Below are 25,395 nucleotides of genomic sequence, written 5' to 3' on the forward strand. Positions count from 1 at the left end.
TTTACCAGAAGTAGGTGGCGGTGGCAGAGTATTGGTCGCCGCGACCCGGCGTACCAGGAATTTCTTCAAAGCGCTCATCCCACAAATTATCCACGGCCAATACTAGGTTTAACCCTTCAATCTGGGCCGGTGAATACGTAAGGGTAACATGCGAGAAGAATGCTGAGTCACTGCCGCTTCTAAGCGCATTGGTTTCTTGTTGTCGCCACTCGTTGTCAATGCGAACTTCAACCGTATCGGTTGCAAACCACACCAATCCAAGGGTTGCGCGATGCGGCGGATAGTTAAGCGCGTAAAAGCTAGCGTCTACCTCATCAATTCGATAATCTTCAGACTTATCTAAATAGGTATAGCTAGCAACCACATCCGCGCTATCAAAGCGTTTAATGGCAATCACCTCGACACCTAGGGTTTCTATATCAACCGGGTTTGCACTGCGAGCTGAAGTAGCGTCGAAGCTATACGTCCAATCCGTCAGTTCGTTATCCCAGCGATAGAATACGGCGGTATCAACTTTGAAAGACGATTTATCAAACGACGCCCCAAACTCTAGGTTTTTGCTGACTTCTCGCTGTAACTGGTTGTTACTTCTAAACAGACCGCTTGTGGTACTGCCGCCTACAGCTGTGTAGCCAGCCACCTGGGTCGCCTCTGCATACGATAGATAAAGTGTACGCGAGGCATTTGTCCCCATTTGGGTAAGCCAACTAATATCGCCCACGAAAGACAGTCGGTCGTCGTCGCGATTCGTATCGTCAAACGCCCCGCCTAAACGAACGGTAAGCGATTCATTGCTGTTCAACTTCGTTCGATACTCGGGCACTACGCTTATTTTGTAGTAATCGCGAGAGGTGAAGTTGTTCTCTAGCGTGGTTGATGTGATGTCGTCTGTAGTAAGCTGTGCTGCGTAGTTGATACCGAATTCTTGCGATACATTATGAGTGCCAGAAAACGCCAATGACTTCACTTGGGTTTCGTGAAACGCCTGAAACGCTTCAGGGTTTTCACGTGAGAATACGTAATGGTCGTCATTCTCTCTGTAGTAAGCTGAAAGCTCAAAGGTATTTTCCATGCCGTCTTCGCCGTAGCGCTGTTTGTGATTTAGCATGACCAAACGGGTTTGAATATCTTCCGTTTCGTTTACGTTAAAAGGTGTGTACAAGTTTGGCCAGCCAAAGAACTTTTGCTGAAAGCCATAAAATACGTCTGTTTGTGAGTCGTCACTTGCCAGCTGAATACGTCCCGACGCGCGTTCGAAATTATGATCGCCATTAGCAATAGTGCCATCACTTTCAGAGCGAGAATACTCTCCTTCAACTCCAACAAACCAACCGGGTAGATCATCGATCGCGTGCTTTACTGCACCGTGTAAACGCTGCAGATTGAAGTTATTATTGCCCACTCCCAGTGACACACTGCCAGCTGTTTGGATGGGACGCCAGCCATAAGACACCGTACCTACAGAGCTATTTACGCCGTAAAGCGCGTTATCGACACCCGTGAAAATACTCGGTTTCGTCAACATTTCTGGCGCAATGGGAATTTCAGCGAAATAGTGCCCCGTTTGCGGGTCGATAAGCGCAGCGCTTCCTACGCGAAAGCCAGTGTTTTCGAATATGCCGCCGCGAATAGTAACGTCAGCCTGTGCTTCTGCCATATTCCTTGATTGCAAATCAACACGCGGATCGTACCCTAGGTTAGATATAGGTGAATTAAACGTGCCTACCGGCTTGTTATTCGCCGTCGCCGCCCCTTCAATCGTAATTTTTTCTACGCCTTTTTCGTTGCTGTTCACGCCAGCGTTATCGTTAACATTTGATGAATCAACACTTTCAGCGGCCATGGCGGCAAAAGGTACAGTACAAAAGAGCAAAGATAGGATTGTGTGACGCATTCAGTGTCCTAGTTAGAAATTTAGGTTCAGCCTGCAGGCAAGAGTAATAAAAACGCGAAGTGTATAGTATTAGTTGGCAGAGGAAAACGCTGGGCAGGTGAGTTTCGACCTATAAGTGTTTTTTTACTTAAAGCTCTGTGTAATTCCGTTTCTCAACGTAACCAAACTATGAGTACTTCCCATTTCACAATTATCCATTTCGCCTATTTCCCTTATCCTCCTTGCGAAAAGAAACGAGATAACATAACATTTGCGACCTTCTGAAACCAGCCGAAGACACGTTATACCTTACTTATGCGTAACCTTAAAACACCGTTTATATTTTCTTTAATTGCACTATCGGTAAGCGCCGCTGCGCAAACTGATGAAAGTTCCCTTCAAGATGCTCATAATGAACTTGAGCACATTGAGGTAAAAAGACACTTTCAGCCATATCGTGGTAACGTACCGCTAATCGACACCCCTCAGGCAATCGACAGAATAACTGCCGATACCTTAGCGAATGAAGGGATCACGCGCTTCATCGATGCCTTAGATTTTGCGCCCACCATTGTTAGACAAAACAACTCCGGCGGCATGTTCGATAGCTTTGCAATCCGAGGCTTTTCTGGCGATGAAAATAACCCGTCGGGTTATTTAATAAACGGCTTCAATGTGCGTGGCTACAGCGGTAATAGAAGTACGGTCAACGTTCAAACTATTGAAGTAATGAAGGGGCCGGGCTCAGCCTTATATGGTCAGGGGGAGCCTGGCGGTACCATTAACGTTATTACCAAAAAGCCTCAGTTTGAAGAACAAGGTTATATACAAGGCACCGTCGGTAATTTCGATAAGAAACAAGTAGAGTTCGATTATACGAACGGTATCAATACAGACATGGCTTATCGTATTAACGGTTCGTACGAGGACTCTGATACGTACCGCGACAACGTGTTTTTCAAGAATTTGAACCTTAATCCTTCATTCATTTGGAACATTTCTGATCACACAAGCCTAAGCTACCAGATGGAAATATTGGATCAGGAAAAGCCGCTTGACCGCGGTGTGTCCATATTGAATAACGACTTCGACGCCGCAGATGCCGAAGACTTTTATGGTGATGTTAGAGACGGAGCCCATGAAGTAAAAGCTTTTGGGCATCAGCTAGTGTTAAATCACGAGTTGAGCCACAACTGGCATTTACTCAGTGGCTTCGCCTACAGAGACTCTTCTTTTGAAGGGCAGTCTTCAGATACTGAGCTATCTGAAGGCCGTCAGCTTTTGTATACCGACCCATCTGTACTTTCAAGGCAACGTAGAATCCGCGACTATCAAGCACAAGACTTATCACTACGCTTTGAATTAAGTGGTGTGGTAGACGTGGCAGGCTTGGTAAATAACGTCTTGTTTGGTTTGGACTATTACAACTACCACATCGATACAGACTATCGTCGTTGGCGCACAGCGTGGGGCGCTGGTGATACCACTTACAGCATCAACCCTGAAAATCCAGACTACACTATTTTCAGACCTGACGTTACGCCCACTACACTCACGGCTGAAAAGCAAAAAGGGTTAGGTTTCTACGCACAAGATGTTATCGAGCTTAGCGAAGCTACCAAGCTTTTAGTTGGCTTTCGCGTGGACAAATTCGAGCAAGACATTCTTAATAAGTTAAGCAATGAAGGGCAAGAACAAGACCAAACGGAAGTGACGCCGCGCTTTGGCTTTGTGTATGAACTCAATAATAGCGTTAGCCTATACACCAGCTATGCTGAAGGATTCAGACCTAACCCGGGGCTTGATTCAGATCGCAACGCGTTTGACCCAGAAGAAACCACCTCTTTTGAGGTAGGCGCTAAGTGGGAAAACATTGCTGATATGTTTTCTGGTAGCATCGCTATTTTTGATGCTGAAAAGACCAACATGCTTACCGCTGAACCTAACACTGGCTTTTCAGCTACGCTCGGTGAAGTTGAAAGCCAAGGGGTAGAATTTCAGTTAACGACTGACCTTACTTCAGACATTCGCCTCGATATGGCGTACGCGTACATAGATGCTAAAACCGCGAACGAAGTCAATAACTTAGATTGGGGCGTGCCTATTCCTAAAGGATCGCGCTTAATTAATATTGCAAAACATTCGGGGTATATCTCGCTTAATCACTTCACCAGCGTATTTGAAAAAGAAGCGTTCTTTGGTGTGACCATGCGTTACGTGGGCGACCGCTTAGGGCAAACCACAGATCCAACATTCATCTTGCCGTCTTATACCCTTGTGAACTTAGCAGGGTCTGTGAATATCAGCGATGCGCTTTCTATGAGATTTGACGTTAACAACCTGTTCGACAGAGATTACTTTGAAAACTCATACCATCAGCTTTGGACCATGCCGGGCTCACCGACTAACTATACGGTGAGCGTAAAGTATCAGTTTTAATGCGCAGCTGAAACCGCGTTACACACTCTTGTACATGGGTGTTATACAAAAAAGTGCCAGAAAGATACTATCTTCTGGCCTTTTTTATTTGCAAATTTCAGCTAAGAATTGTAGACCGATAGCCTACAAACTCTCTAAATCAAATGCGCCTTGCTTTGAGAGCTTTTCGTTTAATGGTTTCACTTCTTCACCAAACAAGGTTTCTAGCTGCACTTTATACTGCTGCCACTTTGCCTCTAAATCTTCCAAGCGTTTTAGTGCACCAGCTTGTGCAGGCGCGCCGGTTCTATCGAAGTTATCCATTAAGAAACGAACTTGTCTGTCGAGCATATTCGGCCAGTTAATGTCGTCTTCAAAAGTTTGATGTTTAGGCTGAATAACCAAGGCTTCCCAGTCGTCGATTGCACTAACAATGCGCTCGATTGAAGCCGACACATCGCTTGCCAGCATGACGTTTTCCACAGAAACACCACTTAACTGCGCGCGCACATTACGGGCTTTTTGCAGGTGAGCAAACAAATCATTTAGTAAAGTTTCTGTAGCCTGAATGCTCTTTTCAACCACTTGAAGCTGCGCTTTATCTGCTTCTTCTCTTGGATCTGGAAGCACTTTAAACGCGCGGGTTTGTGCCTGCTCACCCACAGTGATTTTCGCCTTATAGTCGCCAGGCATAACACGGGCGCCGTTCCAACCGCCAAACAGTTTTACGTTCTCGATGCAGTTTAGTGGCTCACGTCGAAGATCCCATACAAATTCGTTGTAACCCGCTTTTGTTGAAGGGTGTTTAAATTTAATAGGGCTGCGAACGTCTTCATTACCTTTCGCGCACTTCTCAAATGCACTAGGTGCAGATGACAGTGTACGAACCAGCCCGTTATCGGCATTAAATATATCAATGCGTAGCGTTTGCTCTTCGTCTAATGCGTCTTTCAGGTAGTAACGCAACGTTGCGCCACGCGGCGGGTTTTTCGCTTGTGGCTGGTCGGTCATGCCACCGCCAGATAACAAGCGAATGCCATCTACGGGTTCAAACTGAAACAGCGCTTCGCCATCTAGCGACTTATGCACTTCGCGTAACGGTGCTATGTCGTCTAAAATCCAGAAGCCTCGGCCTTGGGTTGCAACAACTAAGTCATCGCCTTTCACCTGCATATCGGTAATCGCCACAGGCGGAAGGTTTAAGTCCAGCTCTTGCCAGTGTTTACCGTTGTCGAAGCTAATAAACATGCCGCTCTCTGTACCTGCGAACAGCATACCTTCGCGCTCTGTATCTTCGCGTACTACGCGGACAAAGGCGTCCTCAGGTAGACCTTCGTCAATACGCTTCCAGCGCTTGCCGTAGTTGTCGGTTTTGTAAATGTAAGGCGTGTAGTCATTTAATTTATAGCCTGCTACCGCAACGTAAGCTCTGCCTTGTGCGTGAGGGCTAAGTTCTATGGCATTGACCTGCGCTTCTTTTTTATGAGGGGTGATATCTTTCCAGTTTTTGCCCTCATCACGGGTTATATGCAGCTTACCGTCATCGGCTCCCACCCAAAGTTCACCTTTGTTAACCGCCGACTCGGCAATATAGAAAACCGTATTATAATATTCAGCCCCAGCTTGCTCATTGGTAATGGGTCCGCCGTTCAAGCCTTGCTTTTCAGGCTCGTTACGGGTTAAGTCTGGGCTAATTTCTTGCCAGTTTACACCGCGATCTGTGGTTTTTAAGATCATCTGCGTGCCGTAATATACTGTGTCAGGATCATGCTTTGATACTATCACTGGGGCATTCCAGTTGGTGCGATACTTTTGATCTCGTGCGTTTCTGCCAAACACATATTCAGGGTATGGCATTATGGGGCGCGTAAGCCCAGTATCGCGGTTGTACTCTGTTAATGTTCCATTGATGGTAGTGGCGTAAATCAGTGTTGGATCGTCTGGGTTAAACCCAATATGCGCACTCTCGCCGCCGCCAACAGAAAACTGATCTTCTATTCCCATGCCGTCCCCCCAAGTTTGAGAGGGCGTAGCCATGGTCGAGTTATCTTGCTGTCCGCCATAAACATAGTAAGGGTTTAGGTTGTCGGTAATAACGCGGTAAAACTGCGCCGTTGGCTGATTGTAAATGCTTGACCACGATTCACCGCCGTCGAAGGTGACGGTTGCGCCACCGTCATTAGCGTTGATCATATTTAAGCTATTTTCAGGGTTTATCCACATATCGTGAGTATCACCATGGGGTAACGAAACCGTCTCGAAGGTTTTGCCGCCATCAATAGATTTGTGCAGCTGAACATTCATTACATAAAGGGTGTTTTCGTCGTTTGGGTCAACTTTGATGTGGTTGTAGTACCACGCTCGAGCTTTAAGAATATTGTCGCCGTTCATTAGCGACCACGACTTACCCGCATCATCACTGCGATACACGCCGCCTTCTTCAGCCTCGACAATAGCATACAGGCGCTTCGGGTTAGACGCGGCAATATCTACACCGACTTTACCAATAAGCGTAGGCAGTCCTTTTTCTAACTTGTTCCAGCTTTCACCGCCATCTGTTGACTTATAAAGGCCGCCGCCCTCGCCGCCTGATTTAATAAACCACGGTGTTCTGCCGTGATGCCACATGCTGGCATAAAGAATTCTGGGGTTAGTAGGGTCGATAGCTAAGTCGGCAGCGCCCGTATCAGCATTAACTTTCAATACATGCTGCCATGTTTCACCGCCGTCTATCGTTTTGAATATACCGCGCTCTTCATTAGGCCCCCAAATATTGCCTTGTACCGCCGCCCAAGCTATATCGGGGTTAGTGGGGTGTATGCGAATTTTAGGGATTTGACCGCGTTTATCTAAGCCTATCAGCTTCCATGTTTCACCGCCGTCTGTAGATTTATAAACGCCTTTGCCGTGACTAGTGGTTACACCTCGAATAGGGCCTTCACCCGTACCTACGTAAATAACATTAGAATCTGAAGGCGCAACGGCGATAGCGCCAATACTGCCTACTTTAAATGTTTTATCGGATATGGCTGTCCACGATAAACCCGCGTTTTCGGTTTTCCAAACACCGCCACCTGCGGTGCCCATAAAGTAAAGGTTGGTATTACCTTCAACCCCAGTAACCGCTGCCGAACGCCCACCGCGATAAGGCCCAATAAAGCGATACTCCATTTTATCGAAAAGCTCAGGATTAACGATATCTTCAAGTGCGAATGCAGAATGCGAGAAACTAGAAAGCGCGCTCATGCAAAAAGCAAGCGCAGCTACCATTTTCCCAGAAACCAGTCTCTGTGAAACCATAGAAAGTGCCTTGTCAAGTTTTTATTTTTAGTAAGAAGAGTTCTTATACTGCTTTGTTGAAGGCGTTATGGCAAAAGTTTTTGTTGGCTATGACGGTATACTCTTTGGTATCAGCACGGTAAAGGTTTCATTGTTTTTCCCTTACTTCTGTCCGTACAATAGGCGCACTTCGTTGTTACAGCGTCAGTATTTAAAGCTCACGCAGTATAATTCAGCAGCTCATTGCTAAGAGAAACTTTTTTATGAAAATTCTACTTTCTGTTGCCTTCGCTACTATTCTTGCAGGCTGTGCTACCCTTTCACAGCTTTCGGTTTATACCATTTCTAATGCCGAGTTAGAGCAAGTGCTTGATAGCCAAGTAAGTAAACTGCAAAAACAAACCTCACTGGCTGGTATTCCTCTTTACTTGGATGTGGAAGATATGACAGCAACCATAGGCCCAGATGGCAGAGACGTGGTGCAGCTAGGCGTAATTGCCACTGCTCGCGTTAGTGCGTTTGGTTTGAGCTACCCCGCAAAAGTAAGCCTTGCTCTGGAAGGCACGCCTTATTACGACAGTGATGAGAAAGCCATTTTTGTGCGTTCACTGTCATCGCTTGACAGCACTATTGATGCAGGCGGCTTTAAAGGTAACTTAGCACCTGTCAGCGGCGAATTTATGCAGCTCATCAATGGCTATTTGTCCTCAAACCCAGTATATCGGCTAGACGCTACCAATAAAGCCGTAAACTTACTTTCAACAGTGCCAATGCAACTCATCATTGAAGAAGGTCAATTAAGATTAAGCGCTAAGCCTTAACGCTATTGCCAATGTAATATATCTCTTTAGCTTGCTTCGCGGCGTGGAGCATTTTTTGTCCCACGTATAGTATTTATCCCCTTCTCAGAAAGATTTATCCTGCAAGTTGAGCGATGCAAGAGCATTGTTTCAGTTCTATTTTTAGTTGATTCATTGTTTGGCTCACTGCGGCCAGACTCCCCCAAAGTGTACAGCCGCTTCTTGCATAGAGCCCAAATCGACGACGTGACAAAAAACGCCACTCAGCTCTATACGATTAAGATATTGTTGAAACATGGTAATTAAATTCAAGCAGCCCAGCTGAACACTAACGCTATTAAGAATTATTACCATTTACTTATTTGCTTATCTACTTATAATACGCCCAAGCAGTTAGAGCCACATCAATAATTCCAATCGAGCTTTTTCACTCACTGTACTTACTTATTACATCAAATATGGAAACCGCTCAGTCTCTTTGAGTACAGGGACGCTTTGCTATTTACAAACTTTAGGAAAACACGCTTTATGAAGTTATTAAAATTATCACCAATTGCCTTGGCGATTATGTCGTTGAACGCTGTTGCAGCCAGTGATAGCGACGAGAAAGAAGTTGAGCGCATTAGCGTTTATGGTCAACAAAACCAGCTTATTTTAAATTCTGGTACGGCAACCAAGTCAGACATGGAACTAATTGAAATTCCAGCGGCTATTGTGGTGATAGGTAAAGATCTTATTGATCAGCAAGGCAAAACTGACTTGCAAGAAATCATCAATAACATTAGTGGTTTAAACCAAGCTGGCAACAATTACGGCGTTGGCGACAACTTAGTTATTCGTGGTCTAGGTGTAAGCTATACGCTAGACGGGATGTACGCAGGTGGTGACTTAGGTAATAGTTTTAATCCTACTCGCTCTATGATCAACGTAGAAAGCGTGGAGGTGTTGAAAGGCCCTGCAACGGGGCTTTACGGCATTGGTGCCGCTGGCGGTGTCCTAAACCTAGTTGAGAAAAAACCGCAGTTTGAAGACGCCTTTCACGTCCGCGCTCGCGCGGGAAGCTGGGACGCTCAACAAATTATGTTGGATGCAACAGGGCCACTGTCTGAACACTTAGCCTATCGACTTGTTGCAAACCACGAGTCGAGTGATGGCTACCGAGGTCTGGGCCAAGAAAGAAACGAAGTCTACTCGACCCTTCGTTTTGAGCACACCAAATCGCATACCCTTACCCTTTTTGGTGCCTACATCGACGATAGTGTCCAAATAGACTCGGTGGGCCACCCTGTTCGCATTGTAAATGAAGATAGCATTAATGGTTCACAAACCGATTGGACCGCACTTGTTAACGACAGCGATGCGGACGGCGACGGTGTATTTGGCATTCAGCTAACTGATACGCAGCGGCAAGAACTCGCTAACACCATAACCAACACTGATGGCTTACGCCCTTATGATTTAGGAAGTGGCTCGGTAATCTCGCCACTATCCAAACCTAATGAAGGTGAAGAAACACGCATCAAAATAAAGTCAGATTGGCAGCTATCTAGCGACACGTTGCTAATACAGCAATTGCAGTATCGCGATTATGAGTCTGAATTTGTTCGTCAAACAGGTGCATACAACTATGTATATTGGAACCGAAATGGAGAGATTAACGCAAACCCTCGCGCACCGCTTGTTATTGACGATGTGCTTTATCCATTTGCAGCACGGCGCCAAGAATACCGTCGCCAATATGCCGATGAACAGTCTATTCAGTACTTTGCCGATTTGAAATCAAACTGGTCTTACGGCGGTGTGCGCGGTGAACATTTGGTTAGTGCTAACCTTGAATCTCGCGATATTCACTTAAAATCTTGGTCTATTTACGACGCCGACGGTACCAGTGCCGACAATGCCATACCGTATATTTTAGATATTACAAATCCTAACTGGCCAACCGGTGACTTTGACGACTACGCACCATCACTTCGCAGTAACTACAATAAAAAAGTGACCTCGATGGGCATAAGCCTGCAAGAGGTGGTGTATTTCACAGAAAGCCTAACTGGCCGTTTTGGCGCTGCCTTTACTGGCATTGAGCAAGAATACCAACACTTAGGCACTGACCGCTCGCCACTTCGCACAGAAGAAGCCGACACCGACGATAAAGGAATTACCTACAACCTCGGGCTCAACTACCGCATAACACCTCAATTTGCCATGTTTGCAAATGTTGCTAAAGGGCGCACGGCTTATAGCATTTTAGATAGCATTTCGAGTTCAGAAGAAGACAATCGCCCTGATTCAGAGTCTGAGTCGTTTGATATTGGTGTGCGTTTTACCGCACTGAATGAAGAATTGATTGGATCAGTCGTCTTTTTTGATACCAGTAGAACTAACCTTCGCTACAGCAACCCACTGTTTAACGATAACCCTGACGATCCTGAGTTCAATATCGACGTGCCGCAATTCTTCTATGATGACGAAGACAAAACCCGTGGTGTGGAAGTTGATTTGAACTTCGACATTAACGAAATGTTCTCAATGAATGCTAACGGTACCTATCAAGATGCTGAGACTATTAGAAATAGTAATCGCGGAACTGACACGCCGGTATCAGGCCCAGTTAAAGGTATTCCTGAAAAGTTTGCCAGCGTATGGGGTGAATATCGCGACACCTTATTCGACTTGCAAGGGCAAATCAATGCAAGCCTTGGCCTAACCTACGAAGATGAGAGAACCATAAACTCAACATCGTTTGGCCTGCCCGTTTCTGTGGCAGGAAGCTACAGCGTGTGGAATGCTGCTGCCGGCTATACCACCGACGATTGGCAAGTGCGCGTCAATGTAAACAACCTGTTTGATAAAACCTATTATTCAAAGGCAATGTTCTTAGGTGGCTTACCTGGCGAAGGCAGAAACGTGACAGTGACTTTCGACTATCACTTCTAAGATGACCACCTCCAAGTTAAAAGCAGACAAAACAGACACGTACTGCTTGTAACGTTTTATCGAAGCGCCGTCATTTTGTTGAGGGCGCTGTTTTACATTTAGTCTCTAAAACCTTATTGTCTCTCGGTATTGCGGAATAAACGCATTCCATCCTTTCTCTTTAATAGCACTTTGCAATGTATGCTTAGCGCCTTCCTCTCCGTGGATCAGGTAAATGTTGGGCGGTGCATTGAAGTGTGACAACCAGTCAATAAGCTGCTCTTGACTTGCGTGTGCTGAAAACCCGCCTAGCGTATGAATTTGGGCGCGAACGGCAATGTCCTCACCCGCCATTTTTACATGTGTAGCTCCGTCGATAATCTTTCGTCCCGGTGTCCCCATTGCCTGAAAGCCTACAAAAACTACATGGGACTGCTTACGCCATAAATTTTGTTTTAAATGGTGTCGAATACGCCCACCGTTGCACATACCGCTGCCCGCAATAATTATGGCACCGCTAACCACCTTGTTAAGCGCAATAGATTCTTCTGTTGATGTGGTATAGCTCAAAATAGGCAACAGTGAATGTAAGCTTTGATTTTGGCTATGAGCGCGATCGGCACTATCAGAAATAGCATCGAGGTCTTCTTCGTTATAAACATCTTGGTAACGGTGATAAATTTCGGTTACCGCTATAGCCATTGGACTGTCTAAAAACACCCGTTGCTGCGCTAGTTTACCTTGCTGATATAGCTCGCCTAATCGAAATATGATTTCTTGGGTGCGCCCTACTGCAAATGATGGAATAAGAATGTTTCCGCCGTTTTCACTGGCTTGTAAAATCACTTCTTCAAACTCATCAAGCGTTTCCTTCATTGAACGGTGGTTGCGATCGCCATAGGTCGACTCTAAAAGCACGATATCAGCATCGGTAACTATGTCTGGGTCGCGGAGTAACGCAGCCTGCGAATTACCAAGATCGCCAGAAAAAACCAGCTTTGTAGTCTGACCATTTTCAGTAATGAATATTTCCACTATTGCTGATCCAAGAATGTGCCCAGCATCAGCGAAGTTAATTTCCACGTCTTGCGTGATTTTACGTTTGGTGTGATAGCGAGTTGGTATGCATAGTTTCATCACACCGTCTATTTCCTCTTGGCGATACAAAGGCTCAATGAGCGGTTTGCCCGCACGCTGCCGCCGCTTGTTTTCCCACTCAGCATCCCGCTCCTGTAAAGAAGCAGCATCTTTTAACAACACTTCAATAAGATCGGCGGTCGGCCGAGTCATGTAGATTGGTCCGCGGTAACCCTCTCTTAATAAAATAGGCAAGCGGCCGGAATGATCGAGGTGTGCATGAGACAATATCACCGCATCTAGTTGACTGACATCTATTGGCAAAGGTTCGTGGTTTTTCGCCTCTTCATCTCGCCTGCCCTGATATAACCCGCAATCAAGTAATAAGGTGCTATGCGCTGTTTCAAGCAGATGCATTGACCCTGTCACTCCTTCAACTGCGCCTAAAAAGGTAAGTGATGCCATAGTATGCTCCTTTAATCGCCTTTCACGTTTTGTTGACTATCACCGCGCGTTGAATCTGCCGTAGTAATGCTGTCCTCGACCTGCTGAATGCGGCTAAACACTTTGATCCACATCTGCACGATCTGTAATAAAAATTCCATGCACTCAGTGGCATCTGTCATTTGGGTAATAGCAATGTCACCTTGTGTTGCCCCCATCACAAGTGCTGATTTAACTTTGTGGTGCTCTTTGTCGAGCAAGTCAAACTGAAGGCTTAGCGCATCGCTACTATCAAATTGTCTCCAGCGCACCATGCGCATGAACTCGTTGGTTACCGATAAATAGTTAAGCAGTTGACCTTCCAGTTCAGCCTTGGTGAGGACATCCCGACGCCTGCTCACTGCAGAAATAGCGAGTGCCTTTTGCGCGCTAGATAGCATGTAGTGCTCTACTCGCATAAGCGAAGCCAACGCTTTTGTGGTTTCTTCACTTAAAGCTGCACGCTCTACGTCTACAATAAATTGTGATATGTGTTGGCATAAGGCCTCAACACCATGTATGTCGTTTTCAACGGCAGTTATTTCACTGCTTTGTTGAGAAAACAGTTTAGGGTAAACATGTATAAAGCGGTCAGATACTGACAGCAATTCTAAGATGAGCGCGTTTACTGCCAAGTCTGGGGTTTGAGCAATATTTTTGTCCAGATGTTTAGGTTTTGAGGCCTCTTCTTGAAGTGACACAAAGCGCTGCTCAAGAAAGCTTGCAAGTTTGTCGTTCAGAGGAAAGATAAGTGCCACGCCCAATAAATTAAACAGCGTATGGAAAATGGCTAAGGTGATTCCTGGGTTAGCGTCTATTTCTACCACCACCGTTATCCAATGGATTAGCCCAAACAACAGCGGTAAAATAAGCGCAGCCACAACGGCGGTCGCCACGTTAAACACAACTTGTGCAGCGGCAACGCGTTTCGCGCTAGAGGTAGCGCCAATTGACGCAAACATAGCCGTAGAAGTCGTGCCAATATTTGCACCAATGACCATTGTACCAGCGGCATAAATGCCAACCATGCCAGACGTTGCAGCAGTAAGAGTAAGCGCGATGGATGCACTAGATGACTGGGTTAGCACCGTCATAATAAAGCCAATAACTAGGTATATAAGAAAACCTTCAATACCTTCAGCTTTAAACTGACTGAGATCAAAGGCACTTACTATTCCTTCAAAAGCTGTTTTTAAACTGTCTATCCCTACAAAGAAAAGACCAAAGCCGGCGATGGCGATACCGACTGACGCTAAACGGCTATTGGGTTTTAACAATTTCAGGATCATGCCTACGCCTATCATAGGCAAAGCAACAGCCTGAATATTTAACTTAAAGCCTACCATTGCGACAAGCCAGCCTGTCATAGTGGTGCCGATGTTTGCGCCGTAAATAATGCCTAGAGCATGGCGCATACTCAGTAAACCGGCATTAACAAAGCCTAAAGATGCCACGGTTACGGCACTTGAAGACTGCACTAATGCGGTCATTGCCGCGCCTGAGACCACGCCTCTAAATGGCGTTTTGCTCCATTTAGCAAGTAGCGTACGTAAAGCGTTTCCTGCCGCTAGTTTAAGCCCGTCGGTCATCATGCCAATGGCTAGCAAGAAAAGCCCTAAACCACCAATAATATTGCCAAGCAGTACGATACTATCCATCTACCATCTTCTTTATTTGTTACTCGCTTATGAAAAGCAACCCGTAATACACTCGCTACTAATAGGAATTCGTTAGGCGGGTGTGGCATTTTATGCCCCACAACGGTGACCAAGTTGTAAACTAGAATGCTATACACTGAACAAGCGGTACTATGCATTCAACAAGCGCTGTATGCCTGCATAAAAGTATAGATAAGAGTACAATGCGCGTTAGTCTCATTGTTTGTTCTTGGTCAAATAATGAAGAAAAACAGCAACACAATGCAAAGCCGTTCAGGAGCTCAACTTGATAATTAAGCACTCTGCAAATGAGTCATTAAGCACGGCTACGCAACAAAAGGTGATGGAAGTGACAGAACGTATCAAAACACTAAATGAATTAGCAAAGCACGTTGATTACTCTTTGCTGAACACACTCTCACCAGACCCTCAGTCAACGAGCGACGGAGATGATCGCAATCCGCGCCAAGTGTTTTCTGGCCACTATGTGCCGGTTACTCCGACCCCATTAACTGCACCGACATACATTGCGCACAGCGAAACGCTGTTTGCCGAATTAGGCTTAGACGATAGCTTGGCAACATCTAAAGATTTCGTCCACTTGTTTTCAGGTGACATGTCGGATGTACCTGCACCAATGACCCCCTTCGGTTGGGCAACCGGCTACGCACTTTCTATTTACGGTACGGAGTACACACAGCAGTGCCCGTTTAGAACAGGTAACGGCTACGGCGACGGCAGAGCAATTTCTATCGTTGAAGCAGTATTAAACGGCAAGCGTTGGGAAATGCAGTTAAAAGGTGCTGGTCGCACGCCTTATTGTCGCGGCGCAGACGGGCGCGCCGTATTGCGCTCAAGCGTACGCGAATTTTTAGTGCAAGAACATATGCACGCACTTGGCATTCCAACCTCACGTTCGCTGAGTTTGTTTATGTCTGAATCAGACACCGTAGACAGGCCTTGGTATCGCGAAGGCTCTCATTCCTATGAACCTGAAGTGATGGTAGAAAATATAACAGCTATATCTACCCGCGTGGCGCCTTCCTTTTTACGCGTAGGGCAAATAGAGCTTTTTGCTAGGCGAGCTCGCTGTAACGAACACAGCGAAGCGTTAAACGAACTAGAAGCCATCGTTAAGCACCTTATCGAGCGAGAATACGCAAGCGAAATTGACACAACCACGCCGTTTGTCGAGCAAGTGGTAACGCTGGCCGAACTATTTAGAGGCCGATTAACTCGCCTTGTTTCCGATTGGGTTCGCGTTGGTTATTGCCAAGGCAATTTTAATAGCGATAACTGCGCCGCCGGCGGCTTTACGCTGGATTACGGGCCATTCGGCTTTTGTGAGTTTTTTGAAGCAGACTACCAACCTTGGACAGGCGGTGGTCGTCACTTCTCGTTTTTAAACCAACCCATTGCCGCCCAAAAGAACTTTGATATGTTCTGTCGCTCACTGATGACGCTACTTGAAGGCAGCAGTGAACAACTCGCTAAGCTTAACGATATTAACGACGGTTTTTCTGGCGTTATGGAGCGGGCTATGGAAAGCATGTGGGCAACTAAGCTTGGCTTTGCCAACTACGACCACGACTTGCTTATTAAGCTTCTGCAATTAATGCTGCGCACTGGCGTAGACTACAATCTGTTTTTCCGAGAGTTATCGTCGATACCTGAAGATATGACGGGTTTGACGAAAAGCTTTTACTACCCGCCTAAAGCAGAGGTGATGACAGAATGGGAAGCCTGGTTACAAAGCTGGCGTGAGCGTATTGAAAAGGACGCCGAAGCACAAGGTGATGTGCCAAACGCTATTGCTGCTACCGCAGAGAATATGCGCAAAGCTAACCCTAAGTTCACATGGCGCGAATGGCTTATTGTGCCTGCCTATAAAGCCGCAGAGAAAGGTGACTTTACTCAAATACACGAACTTCAGAACATCCTCACCGCGCCTTATGATGAGCAATCAGAAGAGATAGAGAATAAGTATTACCAACTGCGCCCACTTGAATTTTTCAGTGCAGGCGGTGTTGCGCATTACAGCTGCTCTTCGTAACGAAGAGCAGCTGCATCTCAGTCTACTTACAGCGAGTCGATGGCCGAACTGGGTTTAGTAAACCACACTGGGCCCTCGTCGGTCATATAGAAGTGATCTTCTAAGCGAATACCGAACTCGTTTGGCACCACTATCATAGGCTCGTTACTAAAACACATGCCAGGTGCTAACGGATGAGGATTGTCTTTAACCAAATACGGCCATTCGTGAATATCCATACCAATGCCATGCCCTGTTCGATGGGGCAAACCCGGTAAGTTATAGTCTGGTCCTAAACCGTCTTTTGCTAAGCTGTCTCGGGCGGCTTTATCCACATCGCCACAAGGAACACCGACTTTTGCAGCGTGAAATGCCGCAAGCTGCGCGCGCTTTTCGCTTTCCCATAGTGCACGCTGTTTATCTGTCGGCTCACCGAAACAATAGGTTCGAGTGATATCAGAGAGGTAGCCATGTACTTTACAGCCAGTATCAATCAATACTAAGTCGTTTTTCTTTAATACTTGCGGGTCTTTAACGCCGTGGGGAAATGAGGTTGCTTTACCAAACAGCACAATGCAAAAATAGTTACCTCTGGCCCCCACTTTCTTATGCGCATCGTTAATAAATGCTTCAACTTCTGTGGTGGTAATACCTTCATAAAGCATACTGGCAGTGGCTTTGTGCACAGCAAGGGTCATGTCCATGGCCCGCTGAATTAGCGCAAGCTCATTTTCTGACTTGTGCATGCGGCAATGCGCGGTAACCTCTGAACCATTCACAATTTGCCAAGGTTCATTCAGCACCTTGGTAAACCCATCAACAATAAAAAATTGGGTAGATTCATCAACACCTAATTTTATGCCACCCGCCGTATTGACGGTATTCAGAATAGACATGGCAAGTGCGTAAGGGCTTTCGTGCTCTTGCCAACCGATAATATCCCCTTCCACTACTTTGCGTTCGTTCAAAGAGTCAATTTCAAACGTAGGAGCTAGGTAAACAACGTGCCCCTCTGCGGGCAGAAGCGCCCCCACTAAACGCTCACTGGCGTACCACTGCATTCCTGTAAAATACGCTAAGTTAGTGCCCGCATTTAAGTAAAGCGCGCCTATGCCCCGCTGTTGCATATAATGTTGCGCTTTGGCAATTCGTGCCTGATACTCAGAAAGAGGGATGGGTGTTAGGTCGCTTGTCATGTCGACAAGACTATCTAGTGCTTGTTGCGCTGTCTTTGTGCCGATAGCAGTGTTCATCAAAGCCCGCCTTAGGTCTGAAATTTAAAAACGGGCTCACTTTACAACACTCAAGAATAATGTCGAGATAGCAGTCGCTCCCCCGATAATTCGTTTAGTTCTTGTGTATTAATTAGATTACACGCCTCACAGCTTGTACTTTAAAGCGCGCCTTTCCATGCCTTTTCAGGCAGCAAATAAAGGCCCTTTTCACTCCTCGCACCTTCATTGACGATAAAGCCTATACCAGCAGCCATAACCGCTAACGTCACGTCAAACGCATTAATGCTGTCTCCGTAGCCCGCGGTTAAATTAAACATAGAACCATCAGCCAAAAGATACAGTGTTTTATCGCCCAGCTTATAAGCGTTTACATAAGGCATTGGCTCACTGTGCGTAGCGTTGTTTTTAAGGTATGGCACATCAATTTCTTGAGCTACATGGCCTACATTTAAAATAAACGCACCGTCTTTCATGCTATCTAGGTGATTCGAATTAACCACGCCATACGCGCCAGTTGCTGTTGCAATAACATCAGCCTGGCTAACGGCCTCATTTAAATCGACCACTGGCCAGCCGTCGTATTTCGCCTGAAGCGCTCTTGCTGGGTCAAGTTCCGCTACTTGAACCTGTGCCCCAAACGCTTTTGCCGACGCAGCAACGCCCTGCCCCACCAAACCATAACCAATAACAACCACTACTTTTTCGTGCAGGGTTAAATGGGTAGTTTGGAAGAAGGTTTGCCATGCACTTAGGCCCACCATGTGTCTGTTGTGAAGCCCTTCTTTTACTGGTAAGTCATCCCAGTTAAATATCGGGTAGTTTGGCGTCATACCGTTTAAGCGGTTGATGCCAGAGCCCGTTGCTTCCAATCCCGATACAATGCTTGGTACTGGCTTATTCGCTTTTATATTTTCGTGGAGTCGAGTAGTCAGATCCGCACCCATTTCACACAAATGGGTGGGTTGCCACGCCAGCGCTTTATCGAATGACTCAGACCAGTCAGCGTCGCTCATATCTCGCCATGCATGCGCTGTTGCGCCTTTATCAACAAGGTAAGACACCACGTCATCTTGTACCGTAGTGGGGTTACACGTGGTAAGAAAAATGTCGCATCCTCGTGAAAGTAGCCCTTCAACCAAAGGCGCCATTTTCAAATCTAAATGCATGTTGCAAGCAAGTTTAACGTTCGACAGATCGGGAAGTGATGCGATGGCATTACGAGTGCGCGGCATATGCAGGCTGGCCCACGCCAACTCTGCTTGAAAATCTTGATACATGAAAAGAATACTCTAAGAAAACGAAAAGCAGAATCATACGTGAGAATGCTATATTTATAAATTAGCTAGATACTTTCACTTATTTGTCGCTTTTTCTTTAGGGAATTTCACATTTACTTTATGCATAAGCACAGAAGCTTGGCATACTATGGCTCTTTCTTACTATTCAAAAAGCAGCAATCTACTTTTTTCTTCGCAAATATACTCAAAGGCGTTAGTTCTTTTTATGCTTAGCTTTATTACCAGCACGCTTATTCCTGTTTTGATCCTTCTGTTGATGGGATGGCTATTTTTTCGCATTAAATGGCTTAATGAAGGGTTTATAGAAGCTGGTTCTAAACTGGTATTTAATGTTGCGCTCCCTGCTCTGTTATTTTTATCGATAGCGCGAGCAGACTTTTCTAAAGCCGCCAACCTATCGCTGATAAGCATTGGGATAATGGGTACTCTCATTGTTTTTGCCGCTCTGATGATTATCTCTCATCTGACCGTACATCCGTACAAAGCCCGAGGTGTGGTTGTACAAGGTGGTTTCAGAGCCAATATGGGTATTATTGGCCTAGCTTATTGTGCCAATACCTATGGGCAAGAAGGGCTTGCTATAGCCTCGGTTTATATGGGGTGTGTTACTATATTGTTTAACGTGTTGTCTGTCTTTGTTCTTAACTTTTATCAAGGCACGTCGCGTTCACTGATGGGTCAAGTTACTGGCATGGCGAAAAACCCGCTAATTCTTTCTATCGCGGCAGCGCTCCCCTTCTCTTACTTAGAATGGCAATTGCCCACCACCTTGATAAAAACCGGTGAATACTTTGCTCAGCTAACGCTGCCACTTGCACTTATTTGTACCGGTGCTTCCCTACAGTTCCGCTCATTCTCCAGTGACTGGTTTAACATTGTGCTTAGCACAACCAGTAAATGCATGATTTATCCCACCATATTAGTTGCGTTTGCCTATGCGTTTGGATTTAGAGGTATGGAACTGGGCATTGTTCTTCTTCTCGCGATTTCACCCACCGCTGCGGCAAGCTATGTCATGGTTAGAAACTTAGGTGGTGATTATCGTTTGGCGGCAAGTATCATCGCAGTGAGCACACTAGCATCTTTGCCTATTACCGCCCTCGCCTTTGGGATATTAAGTAAACTACAGCTGGTGTGATGCCGCCGCTATTCAATAATCTTTGTCCCAGTATCATCAACCTTTGATTCTCTGCCAACAGTTGTAAAAGGCAATGAAATGCAAAGTGCAGTAGTATCACGCCCAAACCACCTTACCAATTAAAGAGTATTTCTTACCGAAATAATAAAATTGGTCTGCACCAATCTCCAACTTCTGCTATTGTGCTTATTGCCAATAGTCATTTCAAAAGTAACACCACGTTTACCCTACACCCGCTGTTATTTGTTTTCAGAAATGCCTATTTGATAACAAGGAAATAAATACAATGAACATCAAGAAATTTAGCCTTACCATGCTAGCTGTTGGTATCAGCCTGTCGTCTTTTGCTAGCGAAGCAAAAGGTCATCCTAACCTTATTCTTACCGAACCTGGCGTAGAAAGAATGAGAGATAGCTTGGGTGAAGTTCCTCTGTTTGATAAAAGCTTGGCAACCGTTAAGCAAGAAGTAGACGCCGAAATTGCAATGGGTATCGATACGCCCATTCCTAAGGACTTTTCAGGTGGTTATACCCACCAGCGACACAAACAAAACTTTTTCATTGCACAAAAAGCAGGCGTGCTTTATCAAATTCTAGAAGATGATAAATACGCCAAATATATTCGCGACATGTTGTTTCAATATGAAGCCATGTACAAAGACTTACCTCTTCATCCTCAAGAACGCTCATATTCGCGGGGCAAACTTTTCTGGCAATGCCTAAACGACAGCAACTGGCTGGTTTACATGAGCCAGGCTTATGATGCTATCTACGATTACTTACCTGCAGATGAACGCCAACAGTTAGAAGACAATCTGTTCCGCCCCTTTGCTGATTTTATCTCGCTAGAAAACCCACAATTTTTTAATCGTGTTCATAACCATAGTACCTGGGGCATTGCCGCTGTAGGCATGATTGGCCTAGTTATGAACGATGAAGAGCTTATTCAACGCGCCCTTTATGGTATTGAAGATGATGGCTTACAAGTTGGGGGTATAGACAACGATGGTGGTACAATAAAAGTAGAAGGACAGCGCAAAGGCTTTTTTGCTAACTTAGAAGAGCCCTTCTCTCCTGACGGATACTACACCGAAGGACCTTATTACCAGCGCTATGCGATGTACCCGTTCCTTATTTTTGCGTTGGCGATGGAGAATAGCCGCCCCGACTTGAAAGTGCTTCAACACAAAGACAACGTACTCCTTAAAGGCGTACAAGCCCTATTAAATTTGTCTGACGCTAATGGTGAATTCTTCCCACTCAATGACGGTCAAAAAGGCATGTCTTATTACAGTGCGTCTCTAGTAACCGCAGTAGATCTTGCCTATTTTTATGGGGATAAAAACCCTCAACTTTTGAGTATTGTGGAAAAACAAAACCAAGTATTACTTCAAGAGTCTGGGCTTGAAGCGGCCATTGGAGTGAGAGAAGGCAAAGCGAAGCCCTTTGTGAAACGTTCAATTAATTTAAGTGATGGCATAAATGGTCAGCAGGGCGGTATTGGCATTTTGCGTTATGGCAATGAAGATCTAACGCTGGTGTTTAAGTATGCCGCACAAGGTTTAAGCCACGGTCACTATGATAAGTTGTCGTTCTCTTTATACGAAAAAGGTGAGGAAGTCCTGCAAGATTATGGTCTAGCTCGCTTTGTGAATATAAGTCAAAAAGGCGGGGGTAACTATTTAAAAGAAAATACCACATGGGCTAAGACAACTATTGCGCATAATACCTTATCAATAAATGGCAAAAAGCATTTTGATGGAAAGTACGAGGTTGCTAGCCAACATCACTCTGAGCTTTTCACTTTCGACGCAGAAGATGACAATGTAAAAGTGGTTAGCGCAACAGAAGAAAATGCTTACCCTGGTACGTTAATGCACCGCACCATGGCGGTAATCAAAGACGAAAACTTCGAAAAGCCGTTTGTATTGGACATTTTACGCGTTGACTCTGATAAGAAAAATCAATATGACCTGCCCTTCTATTACATGGGGCAGATAATTGATAAGAGCTTTACTCACGCGTCACCTACCACGTTATCACCATTTGGTGAAGACAATGGCTATCAACATTTATTCGTAGAGGGCAAGGGTAACGCAAGTGAAGGCAACACTAAGTTCCAGTGGCTTCAGCATGGCAAGTATTATACGCTGACTACGGTTACCAACGCTGAAGACGAGGTGTATTTGACTCGCATTGGCGCAAACGATCCAGACTTCAATTTACGTCGCGACGCAGCTATTACCCTTAGACGAAATAACACCCAAGATACCTTGTTTGTTTCTATAGTAGAACCCCATGGTTCATACAGCCCAGTGAGTGAATCGTCGATTAACTCTACAAGTAACATATCGAGACTTGAGGTAGTGTTGGACAATGAAGATTACACTGGCGTAAGTATTACCGATGTAAAGGGTAAGACACAGTTATTCATAATTACTAAGAGTAATAATGATAACGGTACAAAACACCAGGTTAGCCTAGGCGGTGAGAGCTATAGTTGGGTAGGCCCGTACTTCTATATGTAAAAAGCTTTTCAGTACTTTTATTTAATAAGCTGCAACAAAGCCTCTAATGAGGCTTTGCTTGTATAGCGATCTCTTTCTCTGCGTTACTAGTTTTCCAGTCGACTGCTGAATTGACCTACTGCATCAACCACTTCTTTTGCACCGTCTTGAATTTGAGCAATAACTTCGCCCGCTTCTTTGGCATAGTTAAGCCCTGATTGCGCCTTTTCATCACCTTCATTAACCAAGTTCACAGCGTCGGTTGTCAATGTCTGGTTGTGTTTAACCACATTGATGATTTCCTCTGTTGCTTCTGTAGTACGCGACGCTAACTGCCGCACTTCATCAGCAACCACAGCGAAGCCTCGCCCCTGATCGCCTGCACGCGCCGCTTCAATTGCAGCATTTAGTGCAAGTAAGTTGGTCTGTTCAGCAATAGCACTGATACTTCCAATAATCGTGGCAATTTGCTGAGACTGCGCGTCCAACGCATTAATCCCTTCTTTTGCTCTATCCATTTGCTTCGACAATGAAGACATTTCAGAAAGTAACTCGCTGATGACTTCCTTGCCTCGAGACGCGACTTGATCTGTGGTGTTTGAAGAACGGTACGCAATATCGGCGGCACTAGACACGGCATTTTCTCGTGCTACCTGCTCGGTAATATCAGTAGCCAGCTTTACCACTTTATACATACGACCATGAGAATCACAAATCGGGTTATAGGTGGCTTCCAACCAAATAGTATTGCCGTGCGCATCGACGCGCTCGAATCTTCCTGCGACAAACTCACCTTGAGCTAAACTCTCCCAAAACGTTTTATATTCTCGGGAATTCGCATACTCAGTATCACAAAAAATTTTATGGTGCTGACCTTTAATGTCATTAAGACTGTACTTAACGGTCTTTAAGAAAGCGTCATTTGCGTCTTGAATGTTTCCGTTTAAATCAAACTCTATTGCTGCATTTGACTTATGCAACGCAGCCACTAAATCTTCATGTTCTTTCGAGTTAGCAATAGTACGCGTAAGATCATTGAGGTTAACTGAGAATTTGTAAATATTCCCTTTTCCGTCAAAAACAGGCTCTATAATACCCCGTAGCCATGCTTCTTCTCCGTTGTTGCGGAGAAACTCAATTGCCCCACAATAATGTACACGGCGCTGGATAGCATCTTTTAGCTTTTTAAAATGAGGGGTATTTCTGGCTATATCAGGAACAAACTCAAAAAAGCGATGGCCTTTAACTTGAGAGAGCGAATAACCTAGCTCTTTCTCGAACATTTCATTAACGTCTTCAATTTCACCTCGCTCATTGAGTTTGAGGAAGATCATTTCTTCACGCAAGCCTTCTCGCACTTGTCTGAGTATATGCAGCTCCTCCCGGAGCGCTTCATTTTCTTTCACTAAGTGTTTGTTGAACATAGGGCCTTCCCTGACAGAGATATGCTGTAATATGCAGTATATCGGCAGTAACCAACCTTGCCTTAACGGAAATTTGATTGACGTGCACAAAGTTTAGCAAACGGTTCGCTAGACAATGTCTGTTAACTAGGACATGTCGGCATAATTTGAATATATGACAGATTAATACCAATTCGCATAGATAATTGCTCACTCAGAAGGCGCTGGCGAGTTTTTCGACACTGCTACGCTATTTTTTACATATTTACCCAGCGCAAGACAGTAGATAAACGTCTAATTTTTTAGTCGAGAAATTTTGAATGGTATTGCGTGACTTTATCTATAAGCCATTGTGTAAATACCTGAAAGCGTGCTTGAGAATGGGTTTCTTTGTGTGTGGCCAGCCAGAATGTACGCTTAATATGAATCTCGTTTTCAATGAGTCGAATTAAGCCTGGTTGTGTTTCAGCCATAAATTTAGGCAAAATCCCCACGCCTGCGCCATTAATAAGCATTTGATACTGCGCATTAATGCTAGTGCTGCGAAGTGCACTTAACTGTGATAGTGCCGTTTCTTCAATGAACTTCAATTGTGGTGCATACACCAAATCGGGGACATAGCTCACTAAATTGAATGCGGTAAGCGCTTTTAATGTTCGTGGTTTGTTGTCGCTGATAAGGGACCGATGAGTATAAAGATAAAGGTTATAGTCCGTTAATTTTTGTGTAACTAGCAAACCTTTACTGGGCTTTTCTAACAAGATAGCCATATCGGCTTCTCGTTTATTCAGGTTTAAAAAGCCGCTGGTTGCCACCAGCTCAATACTGATTCCCGGGTACTGCTTTTTGAAATCGGGTAGTAAAGGCGCTAAAAACCAGCTGCCGAAGCCTTCAGAAACGCTCACTCTAATCGTACCAGCCAAGTGTGAACGCTCATCGCTCAACTCATTTTGCGCTTCTAAAAAGTAATGCTCTGCTTTTTCAATATACGTAACCAGCTCACTACCATGGGTGGTAAGCACATATCCCTTTTTAGTTAGCTCGAACAACTTGCAATTTAATGAGTCTTCCAGTTTTTTTACACGACGAATTAACGTCGTAGGGTCCACCTTTAAGCCTTTAGCTGCAATAGCTACACGACCATTTCTTGCCAAACCAAGAAACAAACGCATGTCGTCCCAATTCACTTAAACACCTGCATTTTTACAGCACCATACTGCAAGTATATGTATTGCCTTTGCAAACACAAGGTTTCAATATTGTTAAAAATTACTGGAGC

General features: G+C 45.1%; 14 protein-coding genes. 6 read left to right on the forward strand and 8 right to left on the reverse strand.

Going from position 1 to position 25,395, the window contains the following annotated elements:
* Position 1: 1 nt before the first annotated feature.
* Positions 2-1,894 carry a TonB-dependent receptor domain-containing protein gene (locus V7R42_RS10275; protein WP_334020086.1) on the reverse strand — a complete coding sequence of 631 codons (1,893 nt, stop codon included), beginning with the start codon at positions 1,892-1,894 and terminating at the stop codon, positions 2-4.
* Positions 1,895-2,188: 294 nt separating this feature from the next.
* On the opposite strand from V7R42_RS10275, the gene V7R42_RS10280 reads away from it, so the two are divergent.
* Entirely contained in the window at positions 2,189-4,312 is a 2,124-nt protein-coding gene (locus tag V7R42_RS10280) for a TonB-dependent siderophore receptor (RefSeq protein WP_334020087.1), read from the forward strand.
* A gap of 123 nt (positions 4,313-4,435) precedes the next feature.
* On the opposite strand, the gene V7R42_RS10285 is transcribed toward V7R42_RS10280, so the two are convergent.
* Positions 4,436-7,591 carry a WD40/YVTN/BNR-like repeat-containing protein gene (locus V7R42_RS10285; protein ID WP_334020088.1) on the reverse strand — a complete coding sequence of 1,052 codons (3,156 nt, stop codon included), beginning with the start codon at positions 7,589-7,591 and terminating at the stop codon, positions 4,436-4,438.
* 242 nt (positions 7,592-7,833) lie between these two features.
* Between V7R42_RS10285 and V7R42_RS10290 the strand changes: the two genes are divergently transcribed.
* Positions 7,834-8,391 carry a DUF1439 domain-containing protein gene (locus V7R42_RS10290; RefSeq protein ID WP_334020089.1) on the forward strand — a complete coding sequence of 186 codons (558 nt, stop codon included), beginning with the start codon at positions 7,834-7,836 and terminating at the stop codon, positions 8,389-8,391.
* 507 nt (positions 8,392-8,898) lie between these two features.
* The gene (locus tag V7R42_RS10295) at positions 8,899-11,307 is read left to right on the forward strand and encodes a TonB-dependent receptor (protein WP_334020090.1); all 2,409 of its coding nucleotides are present in this window, start codon (positions 8,899-8,901) and stop codon (positions 11,305-11,307) included.
* Positions 11,308-11,412: 105 nt separating this feature from the next.
* On the opposite strand, the gene V7R42_RS10300 is transcribed toward V7R42_RS10295, so the two are convergent.
* The gene (locus V7R42_RS10300; RefSeq protein ID WP_334020091.1) at positions 11,413-12,828 is read right to left on the reverse strand and encodes an MBL fold metallo-hydrolase; all 1,416 of its coding nucleotides are present in this window, start codon (positions 12,826-12,828) and stop codon (positions 11,413-11,415) included.
* Positions 12,829-12,839: 11 nt separating this feature from the next.
* A complete protein-coding gene (locus tag V7R42_RS10305; protein WP_334020093.1) occupies positions 12,840-14,504 on the reverse strand; it encodes a Na/Pi cotransporter family protein in 1,665 nt (554 codons plus the stop codon).
* A gap of 343 nt (positions 14,505-14,847) precedes the next feature.
* On the opposite strand from V7R42_RS10305, the gene V7R42_RS10310 reads away from it, so the two are divergent.
* Positions 14,848-16,557, forward strand: coding sequence for a protein adenylyltransferase SelO (locus V7R42_RS10310; protein WP_438823650.1), 1,710 nt, complete (start codon positions 14,848-14,850; stop codon positions 16,555-16,557).
* A gap of 26 nt (positions 16,558-16,583) precedes the next feature.
* On the opposite strand, the gene V7R42_RS10315 is transcribed toward V7R42_RS10310, so the two are convergent.
* Positions 16,584-17,789 (reverse strand): M24 family metallopeptidase, encoded by a 1,206-nt coding sequence (locus V7R42_RS10315; RefSeq protein WP_334020094.1) that lies wholly within the window; start codon positions 17,787-17,789, stop codon positions 16,584-16,586.
* Positions 17,790-17,929: 140 nt separating this feature from the next.
* Positions 17,930-19,048 (reverse strand): adenosylhomocysteinase, encoded by a 1,119-nt coding sequence (locus tag V7R42_RS10320; protein WP_334020095.1) that lies wholly within the window; start codon positions 19,046-19,048, stop codon positions 17,930-17,932.
* 226 nt (positions 19,049-19,274) lie between these two features.
* On the opposite strand from V7R42_RS10320, the gene V7R42_RS10325 reads away from it, so the two are divergent.
* A complete protein-coding gene (locus tag V7R42_RS10325) occupies positions 19,275-20,207 on the forward strand; it encodes an AEC family transporter (protein ID WP_334020096.1) in 933 nt (310 codons plus the stop codon).
* 286 nt (positions 20,208-20,493) lie between these two features.
* Positions 20,494-22,734: an alginate lyase family protein gene (locus tag V7R42_RS10330; RefSeq protein WP_334020097.1), complete on the forward strand. Its 2,241-nt coding sequence runs from the start codon at positions 20,494-20,496 to the stop codon at positions 22,732-22,734.
* Between the two features lie 86 nt (positions 22,735-22,820).
* On the opposite strand, the gene V7R42_RS10335 is transcribed toward V7R42_RS10330, so the two are convergent.
* Together V7R42_RS10335 and V7R42_RS10340 are read right to left on the reverse strand one after the other, a co-directional pair.
* Positions 22,821-24,137 (reverse strand): methyl-accepting chemotaxis protein, encoded by a 1,317-nt coding sequence (locus V7R42_RS10335; RefSeq protein WP_334020098.1) that lies wholly within the window; start codon positions 24,135-24,137, stop codon positions 22,821-22,823.
* A 281-nt stretch (positions 24,138-24,418) separates the two neighbouring features.
* The gene (locus V7R42_RS10340) at positions 24,419-25,303 is read right to left on the reverse strand and encodes a LysR family transcriptional regulator (RefSeq protein ID WP_334020099.1); all 885 of its coding nucleotides are present in this window, start codon (positions 25,301-25,303) and stop codon (positions 24,419-24,421) included.
* Between the last annotated feature and the right edge of the window lie 92 nt (positions 25,304-25,395).

This window comes from Alteromonas sp. S015, assembly GCF_036864485.1.
Lineage (GTDB): Bacteria > Pseudomonadota > Gammaproteobacteria > Enterobacterales > Alteromonadaceae > Alteromonas.

Excerpts from the sequence above, each read along its gene's own strand:
- V7R42_RS10275 (WP_334020086.1), bottom strand. The coding sequence starts at position 1,894 with ATGCGTCACACAATCCTATCTTTGCTCTTTTGTACTGTACCTTTTGCC.
- V7R42_RS10280 (WP_334020087.1), top strand. The coding sequence starts at position 2,189 with ATGCGTAACCTTAAAACACCGTTTATATTTTCTTTAATTGCACTATCG.
- V7R42_RS10285 (WP_334020088.1), bottom strand. The coding sequence starts at position 7,591 with ATGGTTTCACAGAGACTGGTTTCTGGGAAAATGGTAGCTGCGCTTGCT.
- V7R42_RS10290 (WP_334020089.1), top strand. The coding sequence starts at position 7,834 with ATGAAAATTCTACTTTCTGTTGCCTTCGCTACTATTCTTGCAGGCTGT.
- V7R42_RS10295 (WP_334020090.1), top strand. The coding sequence starts at position 8,899 with ATGAAGTTATTAAAATTATCACCAATTGCCTTGGCGATTATGTCGTTG.
- V7R42_RS10300 (WP_334020091.1), bottom strand. The coding sequence starts at position 12,828 with ATGGCATCACTTACCTTTTTAGGCGCAGTTGAAGGAGTGACAGGGTCA.
- V7R42_RS10305 (WP_334020093.1), bottom strand. The coding sequence starts at position 14,504 with ATGGATAGTATCGTACTGCTTGGCAATATTATTGGTGGTTTAGGGCTT.
- V7R42_RS10310 (WP_438823650.1), top strand. The coding sequence starts at position 14,848 with ATGGAAGTGACAGAACGTATCAAAACACTAAATGAATTAGCAAAGCAC.
- V7R42_RS10315 (WP_334020094.1), bottom strand. The coding sequence starts at position 17,789 with ATGAACACTGCTATCGGCACAAAGACAGCGCAACAAGCACTAGATAGT.
- V7R42_RS10320 (WP_334020095.1), bottom strand. The coding sequence starts at position 19,048 with ATGTATCAAGATTTTCAAGCAGAGTTGGCGTGGGCCAGCCTGCATATG.
- V7R42_RS10325 (WP_334020096.1), top strand. The coding sequence starts at position 19,275 with ATGCTTAGCTTTATTACCAGCACGCTTATTCCTGTTTTGATCCTTCTG.
- V7R42_RS10330 (WP_334020097.1), top strand. The coding sequence starts at position 20,494 with ATGAACATCAAGAAATTTAGCCTTACCATGCTAGCTGTTGGTATCAGC.
- V7R42_RS10335 (WP_334020098.1), bottom strand. The coding sequence starts at position 24,137 with ATGTTCAACAAACACTTAGTGAAAGAAAATGAAGCGCTCCGGGAGGAG.